Origin of the sequence: Kitasatospora sp. NPDC018058 (assembly GCF_044327205.1) — a bacterium.
Classification (GTDB): domain Bacteria; phylum Actinomycetota; class Actinomycetes; order Streptomycetales; family Streptomycetaceae; genus Kitasatospora.
Window position 1 is genome coordinate 155,916 of sequence record NZ_JBIRFA010000014.1, and the last position, 15,223, is coordinate 171,138.

Annotated in this window: 16 protein-coding genes and 1 pseudogene; 14 read left to right on the forward strand and 3 right to left on the reverse strand. The window is 72.8% G+C overall.

The features are described 5' to 3' along the window. The first annotated feature begins 33 nt into the window (after nucleotides 1-33). On the forward strand, nucleotides 34-345 hold the full coding sequence (locus ACH4E7_RS21270; protein WP_396250568.1) for an SAV_915 family protein: 312 nt from the start codon (nucleotides 34-36) through the stop codon (nucleotides 343-345). Next, nucleotides 342-671: a hypothetical protein gene (locus tag ACH4E7_RS21275; RefSeq protein WP_396250569.1), complete on the forward strand. Its 330-nt coding sequence runs from the start codon at nucleotides 342-344 to the stop codon at nucleotides 669-671. Before ACH4E7_RS21270 ends, ACH4E7_RS21275 begins: the two co-directional genes overlap by 4 nt. A gap of 27 nt (nucleotides 672-698) precedes the next feature. Here ACH4E7_RS21275 and ACH4E7_RS21280 read toward each other — a convergent pair whose 3' ends face one another. Both ACH4E7_RS21280 and ACH4E7_RS21285 read right to left on the reverse strand, forming a co-directional pair. Further along, complete coding sequence (locus ACH4E7_RS21280) at nucleotides 699-953, reverse strand: hypothetical protein (RefSeq protein ID WP_396250570.1); 255 nt, start codon at nucleotides 951-953, stop codon at nucleotides 699-701. A gap of 76 nt (nucleotides 954-1,029) precedes the next feature. Beyond that, the gene (locus ACH4E7_RS21285; RefSeq protein WP_396250571.1) at nucleotides 1,030-1,887 is read right to left on the reverse strand and encodes a DMT family transporter; all 858 of its coding nucleotides are present in this window, start codon (nucleotides 1,885-1,887) and stop codon (nucleotides 1,030-1,032) included. A gap of 250 nt (nucleotides 1,888-2,137) precedes the next feature. Between ACH4E7_RS21285 and ACH4E7_RS21290 the strand changes: the two genes are divergently transcribed. The 4 genes from ACH4E7_RS21290 to ACH4E7_RS21305 all read left to right on the forward strand — a co-directional run bounded on the left by ACH4E7_RS21290 (nucleotide 2,138) and on the right by ACH4E7_RS21305 (nucleotide 7,395). Next, nucleotides 2,138-3,058: a serine/threonine dehydratase gene (locus ACH4E7_RS21290; RefSeq protein ID WP_396250572.1), complete on the forward strand. Its 921-nt coding sequence runs from the start codon at nucleotides 2,138-2,140 to the stop codon at nucleotides 3,056-3,058. A gap of 128 nt (nucleotides 3,059-3,186) precedes the next feature. Further along, nucleotides 3,187-3,432 carry a hypothetical protein gene (locus ACH4E7_RS21295; RefSeq protein WP_396250573.1) on the forward strand — a complete coding sequence of 82 codons (246 nt, stop codon included), beginning with the start codon at nucleotides 3,187-3,189 and terminating at the stop codon, nucleotides 3,430-3,432. Nucleotides 3,433-4,062: 630 nt separating this feature from the next. Further along, entirely contained in the window at nucleotides 4,063-4,659 is a 597-nt protein-coding gene (locus ACH4E7_RS21300; RefSeq protein WP_396250574.1) for a hypothetical protein, read from the forward strand. 1,080 nt (nucleotides 4,660-5,739) lie between these two features. Further along, nucleotides 5,740-7,395, forward strand: coding sequence for an APC family permease (locus ACH4E7_RS21305; protein ID WP_396250575.1), 1,656 nt, complete (start codon nucleotides 5,740-5,742; stop codon nucleotides 7,393-7,395). 69 nt (nucleotides 7,396-7,464) lie between these two features. Here the strand turns inward: ACH4E7_RS21305 and ACH4E7_RS21310 are convergent, their stop codons facing one another. Continuing rightward, nucleotides 7,465-9,090 (reverse strand): FAD-dependent oxidoreductase, encoded by a 1,626-nt coding sequence (locus ACH4E7_RS21310; protein WP_396250576.1) that lies wholly within the window; start codon nucleotides 9,088-9,090, stop codon nucleotides 7,465-7,467. Between the two features lie 305 nt (nucleotides 9,091-9,395). Here ACH4E7_RS21310 and ACH4E7_RS21315 point away from each other — a divergent pair, with 305 nt between their 5' ends. From ACH4E7_RS21315 to ACH4E7_RS21350, 8 genes and pseudogenes are all read left to right on the forward strand, one after another. Then, nucleotides 9,396-10,562: a SchA/CurD-like domain-containing protein gene (locus ACH4E7_RS21315; protein ID WP_396250577.1), complete on the forward strand. Its 1,167-nt coding sequence runs from the start codon at nucleotides 9,396-9,398 to the stop codon at nucleotides 10,560-10,562. A 31-nt stretch (nucleotides 10,563-10,593) separates the two neighbouring features. Then, a complete protein-coding gene (locus tag ACH4E7_RS21320) occupies nucleotides 10,594-11,019 on the forward strand; it encodes a cupin domain-containing protein (RefSeq protein WP_396250578.1) in 426 nt (141 codons plus the stop codon). Then, a complete protein-coding gene (locus ACH4E7_RS21325; RefSeq protein WP_396250579.1) occupies nucleotides 11,016-12,272 on the forward strand; it encodes a beta-ketoacyl-[acyl-carrier-protein] synthase family protein in 1,257 nt (418 codons plus the stop codon). The genes ACH4E7_RS21320 and ACH4E7_RS21325 overlap by 4 nt, the downstream gene beginning before the upstream one ends. A 5-nt stretch (nucleotides 12,273-12,277) precedes the next feature. Continuing rightward, entirely contained in the window at nucleotides 12,278-13,519 is a 1,242-nt protein-coding gene (locus tag ACH4E7_RS21330) for a beta-ketoacyl synthase N-terminal-like domain-containing protein (protein ID WP_396250580.1), read from the forward strand. A 28-nt stretch (nucleotides 13,520-13,547) separates the two neighbouring features. After that, nucleotides 13,548-13,808 carry an acyl carrier protein gene (locus tag ACH4E7_RS21335; RefSeq protein ID WP_396250581.1) on the forward strand — a complete coding sequence of 87 codons (261 nt, stop codon included), beginning with the start codon at nucleotides 13,548-13,550 and terminating at the stop codon, nucleotides 13,806-13,808. A gap of 1 nt (nucleotide 13,809) precedes the next feature. After that, nucleotides 13,810-14,265, forward strand: coding sequence for an SRPBCC family protein (locus ACH4E7_RS21340; protein ID WP_396250582.1), 456 nt, complete (start codon nucleotides 13,810-13,812; stop codon nucleotides 14,263-14,265). Next, nucleotides 14,262-14,591 carry a TcmI family type II polyketide cyclase gene (locus ACH4E7_RS21345; RefSeq protein ID WP_396250584.1) on the forward strand — a complete coding sequence of 110 codons (330 nt, stop codon included), beginning with the start codon at nucleotides 14,262-14,264 and terminating at the stop codon, nucleotides 14,589-14,591. The genes ACH4E7_RS21340 and ACH4E7_RS21345 overlap by 4 nt, the downstream gene beginning before the upstream one ends. Nucleotides 14,592-14,873: 282 nt before the next feature. Beyond that, a pseudogene (locus tag ACH4E7_RS21350) lies at nucleotides 14,874-15,223 on the forward strand (hypothetical protein); the annotation flags it as partial.

Genomic DNA, 15,223 nt, shown 5'->3' on the forward strand with positions numbered 1-15,223 from the left:
GCAGGCACCATCACCCCACTCGGGAGCATTCGCATGGCCCGCGTCGTCTGGCACGTTCCGGTCACCGCCACCACCAACGGCACCGGAAGCACCACCGCCCTCCGCCTGTTCCGCCTGCGCGACGGCCGCCGCTGCGCGGTCGGATTCTCCAGCCCCGAGGCCCTCGCCGCCCTCCTGGGGCCCGACCAGGCCTACACCGAGATCGGCGAGCCCGCCCTGCGCGACCTCACCGCCCCGCTCGGGGTCGACACCCTGGTCCTGGACCCGCGGCTGGTCGCCCCGCCCGTCTCCGTACCCGCCGCGCCGCGCACCCCGGCCCCGACCGCACAACTGCAGCACCGGTGACGGCCCCGCTGCATCTGGTCCCGGCCGGCCCCGAGGCCGCACCGGGACGGCCCGCGCAGGCCCGGGCCCTGCACGCGATCGCCCGGGTCAGCTACGGGCCGGTCCCGCTCGACTTCGACCGGCTGGCGGCGGAGTGCCCCGCCGTCCAGAGCGGCCTGGCCCTGGCCGGGGACGCCGACCTGGAGCTCCGCCTGGCCTGTACCGGGCCGGAGGAGTTACGGGCGGTCGCCGCCGCGCTCCAGCGGGCGGGCGCCGCCAAGGTGCGGATCGACCTGGTGCTACGGGCGCTGACCCCGCAGCCGGTGACCCTACGGCCGGTGCCGTGAGCACCGGCCTCGAAGGGCTCCGCGCCCTCAGCCCTCCTGACCGGGGCGCGGGTCCGGGTTGACCGCCTGCCCGTCGATGGGATCACCCCAGGCGTCCTCACCGTCGGCGTCGACGCAGTAGCCGCTGCCCTCGACGTGCCCTCCCGCGGCACGGCACTGCTCGGCGGTGACGTCGCGCTTGCCGCTCGCCGCCGCGAAGGCGGCGGGGGCGGCGGCGCCGGCGGTGAGGAGGACGGCGGTCGTGGTCGTGACGGCCACCCGGGCCAGGAGTGAGGAGTTCATGCGGCCACGACAGCACGGCGGCGCGCGCCCGGCGAGCACGACTCGCCGCCCGGGTACACGCCGCCGTCCTCGGTCGCTACGCCCGCGCCAGCGCCGCGATCGCGGCCAGCAGCAGCGCCGAACCGGCCACCAGGGCCGCGGTGAACGGCTCGCCGAGGAACAGCACCCCGATCACCGCCGCCGTCGCCGGCTCCAGCAGCACCAGCACCGATGCCGTCGTGCCCGGCACGGCCGTCAGGCCACTGAAGTACCAGCGGTAGGCCAGCAGCGTCGGCACCGTCCCGAGGAACAGCAGCGCTCCCCCGGTCACCGCCGGGTTCCCGGCGGTCGGCAGCACGCCCTGGGCGGCCGCGAACGGCAGCAGGCAGAGCAGCCCGGTCGTGAAGGCTCCGGTACTGGCGCGGGCCGAGCCGCCGCCCCGGGCCCACAGGGTCAGCCCGCTCTGGCCGGCTCCCGCGAGCACCGCCAGCGCGACGCCCAGCGCCGGGCGCGGCCCGGCGGCCGGTGCCGCCACCAACAGGGCCAGCCCGCCGAGCGCCGGCACCACGGCGGCCACCGCCCGCCCGGTGAGGCGCTCGCCCAGCAGCAGGTGCCCGCCGAGGCTGGTGAGTACCGGCCCGGCACCGATGGTGATCAGGGTGCCCAGCCCCAGGCCCGCGTACTGCACGGAGCCGAAGTACGCGCACTGGCTGACAGCCAGCCCGAGCCCGGTCAGCACGGCGGCGCCACGGCGGCCGCCGCCCCTCTCGCCGGAGGGCAGCAGCGCCAGGCAGAGCGCCGCGACGCCGAAGCGCCAGCAGCAGACGGCCACCGGACCGAGCCCGCTGGTGCGCAGCAGCAGCGCGGCCACGGCTCCGCCCACACCCCAGGCGACGGCGGCGGCGGAAATGGACAACAAGCCGTGCCGGAACGGCACGGCGGCGTAGGAGGTCATGCGTCGGTACTCCACGATGGATCGCCGGTTCAGGTCCGCGGGGTACGCGGGCGGCAGCCATCGCCCCGGAAACGGCGGGCAGTCCCGCTCGGCCGGGTCGGGTGAAGTACGCCGCCCGCTAGCGGACCGGCGGCGGGAGGATCACGAGACGCATGAGGGCCAGCCTACGCCGCCTGTCGGTGATCTTTTCCGGCCCGCCCGGGCCGACTACGGTCGAGCGGGAACACCCCCGGGCGAAGGAGCACGCGCGATGGACCAGCTGACGCACGACGAGGTGAAGGCCGCCGGGCAGCGGATCGCCGGGCGGGTTCGGCAGGTCGCGGTGGCGCCGGGTGACGACGGCGGGCGGACCTGGCTGGCGCTGGAGTTCCTGCAGCACACCGGCAGCTTCAAGGCACGCGGCGCGCAGAACTTCCTGCTCGCCCACGCCGAGGCGGGCACCCTCCCGCAGGCCGGGGTCACCATCGCCTCGGGCGGCAACGCCGGGCTGGCCTGCGCCTGGGCGGCACGCGAACTCGATGTCCGGGCAAGGGTGTTCCTGCCGGAGACGGCCTCACCGGTGAAGCTGGCGCGGCTGCGCTCGTACGGTGCCGAGGTACGGCTGGCCGGCCGGGAGTACGCGGAGGCGCTGGCGGCCTGCGAGGAGTTCGCGGCGGCCAGCGGGGCACTGGCTTCGCACGCGTACGACCACCCGCTGATCGCGGCCGGGGCGGGGACGGTCCTGGAGGAGATCCGCGCCCGGGTGCCCGGGCTGGACACGGTGGTGGTGTCGGTGGGCGGCGGCGGGCTGTTCGCCGGGGTCGCGGTCGCGGCCCGCGAGCACGGCATCCGCGTGGTGGCGGTGGAGCCGGAGGGCAGTCGGGCCCTCAACGCGGCGCTGGCGGCGGGCTGCCCGGTGGACGTCCCGGTCGCGTCGGTGGCCCAGGACGCGCTCGGCGCCCGCCGGGCCACCGCCCTCGCCGTGCGCGCCGCCGGGCACGAGAGCGTCCGCTCGGTACTGGTGCCCGACGACGCCATCGTCCGGGCCCGTCGGCAGCTGTGGGACGACCACCGGATCGCCGTCGAGCACGCCGCCGCCACCGCCCTGGCGGCACTGGACCAGGTGGACGGCGAGCGCATCGCCGTCCTGCTGTGCGGCGCCAACACGGATCCGTCGGACCTTGTGCGGTAGCGGAACCGTCACGTCGTTCTCGAGTTGACGGGTCATCGTCCTGCCCGGGTGGCGGGCAGGACGCACTCGACAGCGCTCTGACCGCCCCCACGCCGCCGACCCCGACCGTCCCGCCCGCCCCGGCGCCGGTGGACGCCACGGATCCGGACGGCGCCACCACCCGGTTCACCGTCCACGCGCAGGGCGCCGCGGAGCGGATCGACGACCTGGAGGCGCTACTGCGCGGCCTCGGGACGCCCGGCCGCGCCCTGGCGGTGAAGATCGAGATCGCCGAGCACGCCGCGCAGGACGGCTCGCCACGGAGGCCTGCCACCAGCTCGGCAGCTTCCTCCGGGAGGTCCAGGACGAGCGGGACGAGCGGGGCGAGCACCTGACGGCCGACCAGCGGGCTCGGCCGATCGCCGACGGCCGGCGGATCCAGGCGGTCCCCAGCCCCCACGTCCCGCCGCTGAGGGGCCTGAACTCGCCCAACCCACACCACATTTGACGAAGACCGAGCGAAGAGGTCCCGCTCTCCGACCACTCGGAGCGCGGGACCTCTTTCCTGCACGGGGCGCGAGGAAAAAGATCATCAGAGTTTCCCACTCGACGGATCACGCAGAAGCCGAGAGCCCCCCCTCGCCAGTGCGAAACCCGACAGGCGCGCCACGGCCACACGGCCCGAATCAGGGGCCTCGGCACGGACCGCGAGGCCGATGATTTGGCACCCCGTCATTCCGGTCCAACGCCGCAGGCGCGCCAGAGGGCGCCAAAAGGGTGAGCAGGGGTCAGTCGCCACCCGAAAGACCCAATCCGTTCCGTCAACTCCCGCTCGAATCAGGCACTTTGAGAAACCTGATAGCCGGCCATATCGGCCCCCGAAAACAGGGTCAAGGCGCCCCGCATCCCCCATTCGGCCCCCGTCATCAACCATTCGGCACGAGTTGATATGACAGTCCTTCAAGCGGCCAGTACGTTCATATGTGTCGGCACCAAGCCGATCCAGTCGAGACAGGAGAAGTTCCATGAACAAGATGACCACCGCCATTGTCCTCGCGGCAACGGCTGGCGTGGCCGTCACCGGCATCACCTACGCGTCGGCCGCGTCCGAGCCGGTGGCGAAGGCAGCGCCGGTCGTCCAGAAGGCGGCCCCGGCGGCCGCTCTCCCCCAGGCGCCGTCCGACGGCGGCGGCGCGAAGGGCAACGAGGGCAAGGGCAACGAGGGCCGCGAGGAGCGCCGCGAGCACCGCGGGCACCGTGAGCACCACGAGCGGGGCGTGATCCACGTCAACGAGCGGTCGTACTCCGCCGACGACTTCGGCTGCATCACTGTGGTCAGCGGCCTGGGTGCCAAGTCGCTGAACATCCGCAACGACAGCTGGCGCGAGGTCGAGGTCTTCAGCGGCGCGGTCTGCGACAACGGCGCCCCCATCGCCACCGTCGGGCCCCACAGCTCCAGCGACGGCGTTCACCCGAAGCGCGTGCACGAGGGTGTCGAGGTCGACGACGGCGTTGTGGGCAGCTTCCGGGTCGCCCACCGCTTCCACGGCGGCGAGGGCTTCGGCGAGGGCCGTGGCGAGGGCCACGGCGAGGGCCACGGCGACCGGGACTTCCGGAACTGAGCCCGACCGGAACTTCCGGAACTCAGCCCGACCGGGACTTCCGGAACTGAGCCCGACCGGAACTTCCGGAACTGATCCAGCGGCATGACTGGAGCCCCGGCCCGCCGAAATCGGGCCGGGGCACCGACATGGCGATTCTCCTACAGGTTTACGCGTCCTGCACGCGGGTGATGTCCGCCGGGGTGGCGCATAGCGGCCACCCGGCGGGCCGACTTCGAGACTGCGCGCAGCCGATCGCCCGACGCCCGGCGTCCAGGCGGTCCTCGGCTGCCACTGCCCGCCGCCGAACGGCCGAATTGGCTGCACGCACGCCCCGTCCGATGAAGACGGGGCAGAGGTCCCGCGCTCCGATCGATCGGAGCGCGGGACCTCGTTCATGGCACCACCATTGACGTGGCGTCACGCAGAGCCACTTCCCGCGAGTCCGCACACGGCGCGCGCTGGCGCGCCGACCTGCCGGCCGGCGCCCCATCCGCACAGTGGCCGCCGCACTCCGCCGATCCGAGCCGGCTCACCGCACGGGACGTCCGGCTCGGCGCCGGCCCGCTCGCCCCAGCCGGCACGCCGAGCCTGCCCGTCGACGGCGGGCCGCAGCACGCCGCGGTCCTGCTCGCCGGCGGCGCGTTCGACCGGAACGAGATCGGCGGCGGCCACGACTCCGGTCCGGCACGGGCGCGACCACGCGGACGACGTCGACGCCGCGCAGCACGCACGGACGGCCGCAGCACGCGCGACGAGACCCGACCGGACGGGGCACCGGGGTGGGCGCGGCGGGCCGTCGACCGGCCATCGACCCGGGCCGACCGCATCACTATGCGGCGATCACCATCCCCATGAAACGACGTGGCCGCCAATAATGCACGCTCGCCAGCCGATGCTCAATTCCGGCTCAAATCCTGAACCTACCCGCGAGTCACGTAATCCGCCGGAAACTGCACCACCCCCTACCTGCACGGTTATCCGGCAAAGAAAGTAAACATTCAGTAATGAAATCTGTGCAGAGGTCTATGAATAGCCCTACTGTGTGGCAACTCTCCAGCGCTCCGGCTGCCGGAGCCCCCACACACAGAGAGATCGCCCATGGCTTCCCTCAACCAGATCTCGCCGCCTGGCCAGAGCACCGACTCCGGTACCACCCACCGGTCGCTCAACCGCCACGTCGGCCTCATCGGCCTCATGTGGGCCTCGGTCGGCTCGATCATCGGCTCCGGCTGGCTCTTCGGAGCGAAGAACGGCGTCGTCGCCGCCGGCCCGGCAGCAATCATCTCCTGGGGCATCGGCGCCGTAGCGATCGTGCTGCTGGCCCTCGTGCACGCCGAGCTCGGCGGCCTCTTCCCCGTCGCGGGTGGCACCGCTCGCTACCCGCACTACGCCTTCGGCGGCCTGGCCGGCATGTCCTTCGGCTGGTTCACCTGGCTCCAGGCGGCCACCGTGGCGCCGATCGAGGTCGAGGCCATGATCGGCTACGCCAAGGACATGCCCTGGGCCAGTGGGCTGCAGAACGCCAACGGCACCCTCACCACCAGCGGGTTCATCGTCGCGACCGCACTGATGGCGGTGTTCGTCGCGGTCAACTTCCTCGGCGTGAAGGCCCTGGCCCGGACCAACAACGTCGCCACCTGGCTGAAGATCTTCGTTCCTCTGTTCACGATCTTCCTCCTGGCGATCACCAGCTTCCACGGCTCCAACTTCACCTCGCACGGCTTCGCCCCGTTCGGCGCCAAGGGCGTGCTCGCCGCGATCAGCTCCAGCGGCATCATCTTCGCCCTGCTGGGCTTCGAGCAGGCCATCCAGATCGCCGGTGAGAGCCGCAACCCGAAGCGCGACATCCCCCGCGCGGTGCTCGGCTCGGTCGCCATCGGCACCCTGATCTACACCCTGCTCCAGGTGGTCTTCATCGGCGCGCTGCCGGTCAGCGCCTTCGCCAACGGCTGGGACAAGCTCGACTTCCCCGGCATCGACGGCCCCTTCGCCGGTCTGGCCACCCTGGTCGGCCTCGGCTGGCTGGCCTGGATCCTGAAGGTCGACGCGATCATCTCCCCCGGTGGCACCGGCCTGATCTACACCACCTCCACCTCGCGCATCTCCTACGGCCTGAGCCGCAACGGCTACGCGCCGCAGAAGTTCGAGCAGCTCGACAAGAACGGCGTGCCGTGGGCCGGCCTGATCCTGTCCTTCGTCACCGGCGTGGTCTGCTTCCTGCCCTTCCCGAGCTGGCAGGAGCTGGTCGGCTTCATCACCTCCGCCAGCGTGCTGATGTACGCCGGTGCCCCGCTGGCCTTCGGCGCGCTGCGCCGCCGCCTGCCGAACCGTGAGCGCTCCTACCGGCTGCCGCTCGGCGGTGTGATCTCGCCGGTCGCCTTCGTGGTCTCGAGCCTGATCATCTACTGGTCCGGCTGGCACATCCTGTCCCGCCTGGGCATCGCCATCGTGCTCGGCTACGTGCTGCTCGGCAGCTACGCGGCGTACGCGATCAAGAAGGGCCTGCCGAACGCGCCGCGGCTGAACTGGAAGTCCGCCCAGTGGCTGCCGGTCTACCTGCTGGGCCTCGGCCTGATCTCCTGGCAGGGCGGCTTCGGCGACGGCACCGGCCGGATCCCGATGTGGTGGGACATGGGCCTCGTGGCGGTGTTCGCCGTCGGCATCTACTACTGGGCGATCCGGGTCGCCCTGCCGGCCGAGGCGATCGAGCGCGAGGTCGCGGACGTCGATGTGGTCGACGCGGGCGGCCACTGATCACCGACAACCGATAGGACGGGCCCGCCGGTCGACACAACGACCGGCGGGCCCGTCCGCGTGCGTGCGTCAGAGATCCAGCACCGCCCGCAGCGCCGCCGCCACCTCGGCCTCCGGGTCGTCGACCGGGCCGGGCGAGCGCCAGGCGACGAAGCCGTCCGGGCGCACCAGCAGCGCGCCGTCCGGGCCGATGCCGTGCAGGGCGGCGAAGTCCGCGCCCGGCTCGGGGGCCAGGTCGTCCTCGGCGCCGTTGCCGATCCGGTAGGCGTCCAGCGGGACGGCCAGCCGGTCGGCCGCCCGCCGGGCGCCCCGCTGCCAGGCTGTTCCCGCGGGGCCGGTGAGCAGCACCATCGCCTGCTCGTACAGGTCCAGCGTGGACAGCCGGACGCCCGCGCGCAGCAGCCACTGGTGCGGGGCGCGGCTGCCCGGCTCGCCGGCGGACTCGAACGTCTCCGGGACGACCGCGCCGGACGGGTCCGTGCCGAGCACCGCGCCCTGCGGGTAGCGGTAGCCGAGCGCGACCGCCAGCACGCCCGCCTGACGGCCGACTCCCGGGACCACCGCGTAGCCGGGGTGGCTGTGCTCGGCGGAACGGGCCGAGGCGCGCTCGCTGGTCACCAGGGCGACCGGGCGGCGCTCCTGCCCGTACGTCTCCAGCAGGCCGGGCCCGGCCCAACCGCACAGCACGCCGGCGAGCTTCCAGGCCAGGTTGTGGGCGTCCTGGATGCCCGTGTTGGAGCCGAAGGCGCCGGTCGGGGACATCTCGTGGGCGGAGTCCCCGGCGAGGAACACCCGCCCCGCGCCGTAGCGCTCGGCCACCCGTTCGGCGGCGTGCCAGGGCGCCTTGCCGGTCACCTCGACGTCCAGCTCCGGCAGGCCGACGGCGGTGCGGATGTGCCCCTCGCAACGCTCGTCGGTGAAGGCCTCCAGCGGCTCGCCGTGCTCGGGGTGCCAGGGCGCGTGGAAGACCCACTCGCTCTGATTGTCCACCGGCAGCAGCGCGCCGTCCGCCTCCGGGTTGGTCAGGTAGCAGGCGATGAAGTGCCGGTCGCCGACCACCTCGGCCAGCCGCTTGGCCCGGAAGGTGATGCTGACGTTGTGGAACAGCTCGCCCTTGCCGGTCTGGCCGATGCCCAGCCGCTCGCGGACCGGGCTGCGCGGGCCGTCCGCCGCGACCAGGTACTCCGAACGCACCACCCGCTCCTCGCCGGTCTCCCGGCTGCGCAGCACCGAGGTGACGCCGTCCGCGTCCTGCTCGAACGAGACCAGCTCGGTGCCGAACCGGACGTCTCCGCCGAGCTCGCGGGCCGCCCGCAGCAGCACCGGCTCCAGGTCGTTCTGGCTGCACAGACACCAGGCGCTGGGGCTGAACCGGGCCAGCTTGCCGCCCGGGTCGATCTCCCGGAACAGCCACTCCTGCTCCACGCCGGTCAGTGAGGGCGCCTGGAGGATGCCGTGGTTGGGGGCCAGCACCGAGGCCGCCTCACGGATCGCCGGCTCGATCCCGGCCCCCCGGTACAGCTCCATCGTGCGGACGTTGTTGCCTCGCCCGCGCGGGTGATGCGAGGTGTCGGCGTGCTTCTCGACCAGCAGGTGCCTGACACCCAGCCGACCGAGGAACAGCGAGGCCGACAGCCCGACCAGGGAACCGCCCACGATCAGGACCGGCACCCGGTCGTCAACCTTCGGATTCATCAATTGCTCCGCCCTGTCAGGGGATTCCGCGGCCCGGCGACTGGGCTCGGTGCCGCCCTCGACGGGCCCGCTCAGCCGGGGCCCCGCTCTTCCATCCCCCGCCCGGGGCGGGCTGTGCCGCCCCTTCGCCCGGATGGCCCGCAAATCTCGCGCCGTACCCGGTCGGCCGCTCACGATCGACCTCAGGCCTGGCGCCGACTGCCCCGGGCCGCCCGCCACCGCAACTGCCTCCCCCAGGCCGGGAGGACTCCGGCAGACGCGGCCGTCACGGCCCGCCGCGTGCGGCCCAGAGCAGAAAGTGGATCATGACAACTCTGTCCGAACCGCAGCCGAAGCAGCACGAAGAGTTCGACACCCGGCTGAGGGTGGTGCTGATGCTGGAGATCCGGGACGGCGCCCAACAGCGCTTCCTCGACGTCTACGAGCAGCTGCGCCACCAGGTGGCCGCGGTGCCCGGCCATGTCAGCGACCAGCTGTGCCAGTCGATCAACGACCCCCGCCAGTGGCTGATCACCAGCGAGTGGAAGGACCAGGAGACCTTCCTGCAGTGGGTGGACAGCCCGGCCCACCGCAAGATGGTCCAACCGATGCACGGCTGCGTCAGCGACAGCTTCCGCTCGCTGCGGTACGCCGTCCTGCGCGAGACCTCGGCGGCCGGCTCCACCGGCACCCGGGCCCCGATGGAGGTCCCGCCCGGACTGCCGCGCAGCGCGCCCGCCGGGCACGTCGGCCCGCCGAAGGCCGACCCGGGCCCGGACGGCGTGATCCGCCACGCGCTGACCTTCACCGTCAAGCCCGGCAGCGAGTCCAAGGTGGCCCGGATCCTGGCCGGCTACGCCTCCCCCAAGGCCGAGGTGGACGAGCACACCCGACTGCGCCGCACCTCGCTGTTCATGCACGGCAACCGGGTGGTCCGGGCCGTCGAGGTGGTCGGCGACCTGGGCGACGCGCTGCGCCACGTGGCGATGCAGCCCGAGGTGCGGGCGGTCGAGGAGGAGATCAACCCGTACCTGGAGGAGGCCCGCCAGCTGGGCGACCCGATGGCCGCCCGCGCCTTCTTCGCCAAGGCGGCGCTGCCCGCCAAGCACCAGGCGATCGCCAGCTCCCCCGCCTCCGCGCGACTGCACCGGCACGCCGTGCTGTACCCGGTCCGCCCGGGCCGGGGGCAGGCCGTCGCCGAGCTGCTCTTCGACCACGACAACCTCGCCACCGCCGACCCGACCGGCCCGGTCGCGGCGGCCATCGTCTTCCAGCGCGAGGACACCGTGGTGCGCCTGGTCGACCTGCGGGTGCCGGCCGAGGCCGAGCCGGCCGCCGCCCTCGGCGTGGCGGGCGAGCAGGAGGCCGCCGAGCTCACCCGGCTGCTGGACCTAGGCCCGCGGAGCGACCTGCGCACCGTCGCCGGCCTGAGCGCGTTCCTCGCCGCCCGCGCCATGAGCCCGGTCACCGACCGCAGCTCGCAGGACAACTGACGCCAATCGACTCTTCCGGAGGAAAGCCATCATGACCACGCAGTACCCACGGATCGTCAACGTCGACGAGGCTCCGGAGAACCGCCGCCACGGTGCCGAACTGCGCACCATGCTCACCCCGACCAGCTGCGGGGCGACCAGCGGCTTCATGGGCCTGGCGATCGTCCAGCCCGGGGAGCGGATCGGCGAGCACTACCACCCGTACTCCGAGGAGTTCGTGTTCGTCGTCCACGGCGACCTGGAGGTGGACCTGGACGGGGAGACCCGGCGACTCGAGCCCGACCAGGGCCTGATGATCCCGATCAACATGCGGCACCGCTTCCGCAACGTCGGCGGCACCGAGGCCCGGATGGTCTTCCACCTCAGCCCGCTCGCCCCGCGCCCCGACCTCGGCCATGTGAGCACCGAGGAGACCGCCGCCTCCGACCCGCCGGAACACGCCAAGGTGACCTCGTGACACGGCGGGTCGCCGTCACGGGGATCGGTGTGGTCGCGCCCGGAGGGATCGGGATCCCCGCCTTCTGGGATCTCCTGACCGCCGGCCGCACCGCCACCCGGGGCATCACCCTGTTCGACCCGACCGGGTTCCGCTCCCGGATCGCCGCCGAGTGCGACTTCGACCCGGCGGCCCACGGACTGACCTCCGAGGACGTCCAACGGGCCGACCGCTACGTGCAGTTCGCAATGGTCGCGGCCGACGAGGCGATCGCCGACGCCGGCCTGGACCTGGCCGCCGAGAACCCGTGGCGGGTCGCCGTCTCGCTCGGCACCGCCGTCGGCGGCACCACCCGACTGGAGCACGACTACGCCCTGGTCAGCTCCGCCGGCGCACGCTGGGACGTGGACCACCGGCAGGCCGAGCCGCAGCTGCACCGGGCCTTCGCCCCCAGCACGCTCGCCTCCGCGGTGGCCGAGCGGGTCGGCGCGCACGGGCCGGTGCAGACCGTCTCCACCGGCTGCACCTCCGGCCTGGACGCGATCGGCTACGGCTTCCAGGCGGTCGAGGAGGGGCGCGCCGACATCTGCGTCGCCGGCGCCTCCGACTCCCCGATCTCCCCGATCACCGTCGCCTGCTTCGACGCCATCAAGGCCACCAGCGAGCGCAACGACGACCCGGAGCACGCCTCCCGCCCCTTCGACGCCCACCGGGACGGCTTCGTCCTCGGCGAGGGCGGCGCCGTCCTGGTGCTGGAGGAGCTGGAGCACGCCCGTCGCCGGGGCGCCCGGATCTACGGCGAGGTCGGCGGCTTCGCCACCTTCGGCAACGCGTACCACATGACCGGCCTCACCAAGGAGGGGCTGGAGATGTCCCGGGCGATCGACCACGCGCTCGACCACGCCCAGGTCAACCGCACCGACGTCGACTACGTCAACGCGCACGGCTCGGGCACCAAGCAGAACGACCGGCACGAGACCGCCGCGGTCAAGCGCTCGCTGGGCGGCCACGCCTTCGAGACGCCGATGAGCTCGATCAAGTCGATGGTCGGGCACTCGCTCGGCGCGATCGGCGCCATCGAGGTGGTCGCCTGCACCCTGGCGCTGGCCCACGGCGTGGTGCCGCCGACCGCCAACTACGAGACTCCGGACCCGGAGTGCGACCTCGACTACGTGCCGCGCACCGCGCGCGAGCTGCCGCTGAGCCACATCCTCTCGGTCGGCAGCGGATTCGGCGGATTCCAGTCCGCCGTCGTGCTCAACAGGACGGGGTGAGTTCCATGACGTCACGTCAGCAGGGCCGCCGGGCGGTGGTCACCGGCCTCGGCGTGGTGGCGCCGAACGGTGTCGGGGCCGACGCCTTCTGGAAGGCCACCAGGCAGGGCGTGAGCGTCCTCGACCGGATATCCCGCGAGGGCTGCACCGAGATGCCGCTCAAAATCGCGGGCGAGGTACGGGAGTTCGACCCCCAGTCGGCGATCGACAGCCGCTTCCTCGTGCAGACCGACCGGTTCACGCACTATGCGATGGCCGCTGCCGACCTGGCGGTGGCGGACGCCGGCTTCCGGCCCGACTCCGGCCAACCCTTCGCGGTCGGCGTGGTGACCGCGGCCGGCTCCGGCGGCGGCGAGTTCGGCCAGCGCGAGCTCCAGCAACTCTGGGGCCAGGGGCCGAAGTTCGTCGGACCGTACCAGTCCATCGCCTGGTTCTACGCGGCCAGCACCGGCCAGATCTCGATCCGCGGCGGCTACAAGGGCCCGTGCGGGGTGGTCGCCAGCGACGAGGCCGGTGGCCTGGACGCCCTCGCGCACGCCGCCCGCTCGATCAGGCGCGGCACCGACACGGTGGTGGTCGGCGCCGCCGAGGCCCCGCTGGCGCCGTACTCGGTGGTCTGCCAACTCGGCTACCCGGAACTGAGCCTGGCCGACCAACCCGACGCGGCCTACCTGCCGTTCACCGCGCAGGCCTGCGGCTTCGCCCCCGCCGAGGGCGGCGCGATGCTGCTGCTGGAGGACGAGCAGGCGGCCCGACGGCGCGGCGCCAACGTCCGGGCATACCTGGCCGGACACGGCGCCACCTTCACCGGGGCCTCCCGCTGGGAGGAGTCCCGGGAGGGGCTGGCCGCCGCGATCCGGATCGCACTGGACGAGGCCCGGACGGCGCCCGAGGAGGTCGACGTGGTCTTCGCCGACGCGCTCGGCGTCCCCGCCGCCGACCGGGCCGAGGCCCTCGCGCTGGCCGACGCACTCGGCTCGGCCGTCGAGAGCGTCCCGGTCACCGCACCCAAGTCCGGAACGGGGCGGGCCTACTGCGGTGCCCCGATGCTGGACGTGGCCGCCGCCGTACTGGCCATGGAGGACGGCGTCCTGCCGCCCACCCCCAATGTCACCAAGGTCTGCCACGACCTCGCCCTGGTGACCGACCACGCCCGCCCGGCCGAGCTGCGCACCGCGCTGGTGCTCAGCCGCGGGCTGATGGGCTCCAACTCCGCGCTGGTGCTCCGGCGCGGGAACCAGCCCTGATCCACTACACCTTTCGAAAGGACACCCCGTGAGCAACACCCTCAGCTATCCCGAGCTGGCCGCCCTGCTCCAGGCCCGGGCCGGCGTCACCGTCGACCCCGGCGACCTGCAACAACCGGGCGCACTGTTCGACGAGTTCGGCGTCGACTCGCTCGGACTGCTCGGAATCGTCGGCGAGTTGGAGAACCGGCACGGCCTCAAGGTCACCTCCGGTGCCGAATCCGCCAAGACCCCGGCCGAGTTCATGGAGCTGGTCAACACCTCCCTCGCCGTGAAGGCCGGTGCCTGAGATGCCCGGACACACCGACAACGAGATCGTCATCAACGCCCCGCTCGACCTGGTCTGGGAGATGACCAACGACCTGGAGAACTGGCCGGAGCTGTTCAGCGAGTACGCCTCGGTCGAGGTGCTGGAGCGCGAGGGCGACCGCGTGCAGTTCCGGCTCACCATGCACCCGGACGAGAACGGCATGGTGTGGAGCTGGGTCTCCGAGCGCACCACCGACAAGCCCTCGCTCGCGGTCAACGCCCGCAGGGTCGAACCCGGCCCGTTCGAGTTCATGGAGATCCGCTGGGAGTACGCGGAGGTCCCGGCCGGCACGAAGATGCGCTGGATCCAGGACTTCGCGATGAAGCCCACCGCCCCGGTCGACGACGAGGGCATGGTCAACCACATCAACAGGAACTCCCGGATCCAGATGCAGCTGATCCGCGAGAAGGTCGAGAAGCGGGCGGCCGAGCGATGAGCGGAACCCACCGCGCCCTGATCGTCGCCCGGATGAAGCCCGGGGCGGCCCCGGACATCGCCGAGGTGTTCGCCGACTCCGACCGGGGCGAACTGCCGCACCTGATCGGCGTCACCGGCCGCAGCCTCTTCCAGTTCGGCGACGTCTACCTGCACCTGATCGAGGCGGACCGCCCGCCGGGCCCCGCCGTCGCCAAGGTCCTCGGCCACCCGGAGTTCCGAGCCGTCAGCGACCGCCTGACCGCCTTCGTCCAGGCCTACGACCCGGCCACCTGGCGCGAGCCGAAGGACGCGATGGCGCGCGAGTTCTACCGCTGGGAGCGCTGACCTCCCGCTCCCCGCATGGGCCCGCCCCCGGCCGTACGCCGGGGGCGGGCCCATGTCCGTACCACCGCGCACCCGCACCGATTCACCCGGATCGCCGGGGCACGCGGGTGAACAAACCCGGGACTCCACTCGAAGGGCTCACTGTCCGTACCGGCGCCGCCACGCTCCGGTGGCAGGCCGCCTCGCGGTGGTTGACGGTAGATCAGGCACCACTGTCCGCGGGTCCCTTTGACCGGCACCGTGCCGGCGGTCGCGGACTCTTGCACCGGAAGGATCATCCTCATGCGTTCTGCACGCGCACTACTCGCCGGGGCGGCCGTCACCGCCGTCCTGACCGTCGGCACCCCCATGGCCTTCGCCGACGGCTTCTCCGACCAGGGCAAGAACCTCACCTGGCAGGAGAAGCAGTCCGACAAGGGCTCCAACGGCCAGGGCAACGAAGGCCGGGGCAACGAAGGCCGCGGGAACGAAGGCCGGGGCAACGAAGGCCGGGGCAACGAAGGCCGGGGCAACGAAGGCCGCGGGAACGAAGGCCGGGGCAACGAAGGCCGGGGCAACGAAGGCCGCGGGAACGAAGGCCGGGGCAACGAAGGCCGGGGCAACGAAGGCCGGGGCAACGAAGGCCGCGGGAC

Bases quoted from the DNA above. Each gene is read 5' to 3' on its own strand.
- ACH4E7_RS21315 (WP_396250577.1), top strand. From the start codon at position 9,396: ATGACAACTCTGTCCGAACCGCAGCCGAAGCAGCACGAAGAGTTCGAC.
- ACH4E7_RS21340 (WP_396250582.1), top strand. From the start codon at position 13,810: ATGCCCGGACACACCGACAACGAGATCGTCATCAACGCCCCGCTCGAC.
- ACH4E7_RS21300 (WP_396250574.1), top strand. From the start codon at position 4,063: ATGAACAAGATGACCACCGCCATTGTCCTCGCGGCAACGGCTGGCGTG.
- ACH4E7_RS21290 (WP_396250572.1), top strand. From the start codon at position 2,138: ATGGACCAGCTGACGCACGACGAGGTGAAGGCCGCCGGGCAGCGGATC.
- ACH4E7_RS21280 (WP_396250570.1), bottom strand. From the start codon at position 953: ATGAACTCCTCACTCCTGGCCCGGGTGGCCGTCACGACCACGACCGCC.
- ACH4E7_RS21310 (WP_396250576.1), bottom strand. From the start codon at position 9,090: ATGAATCCGAAGGTTGACGACCGGGTGCCGGTCCTGATCGTGGGCGGT.
- ACH4E7_RS21345 (WP_396250584.1), top strand. From the start codon at position 14,262: ATGAGCGGAACCCACCGCGCCCTGATCGTCGCCCGGATGAAGCCCGGG.
- ACH4E7_RS21330 (WP_396250580.1), top strand. From the start codon at position 12,278: ATGACGTCACGTCAGCAGGGCCGCCGGGCGGTGGTCACCGGCCTCGGC.
- ACH4E7_RS21270 (WP_396250568.1), top strand. From the start codon at position 34: ATGGCCCGCGTCGTCTGGCACGTTCCGGTCACCGCCACCACCAACGGC.
- ACH4E7_RS21320 (WP_396250578.1), top strand. From the start codon at position 10,594: ATGACCACGCAGTACCCACGGATCGTCAACGTCGACGAGGCTCCGGAG.
- ACH4E7_RS21305 (WP_396250575.1), top strand. From the start codon at position 5,740: ATGGCTTCCCTCAACCAGATCTCGCCGCCTGGCCAGAGCACCGACTCC.
- ACH4E7_RS21285 (WP_396250571.1), bottom strand. From the start codon at position 1,887: ATGACCTCCTACGCCGCCGTGCCGTTCCGGCACGGCTTGTTGTCCATT.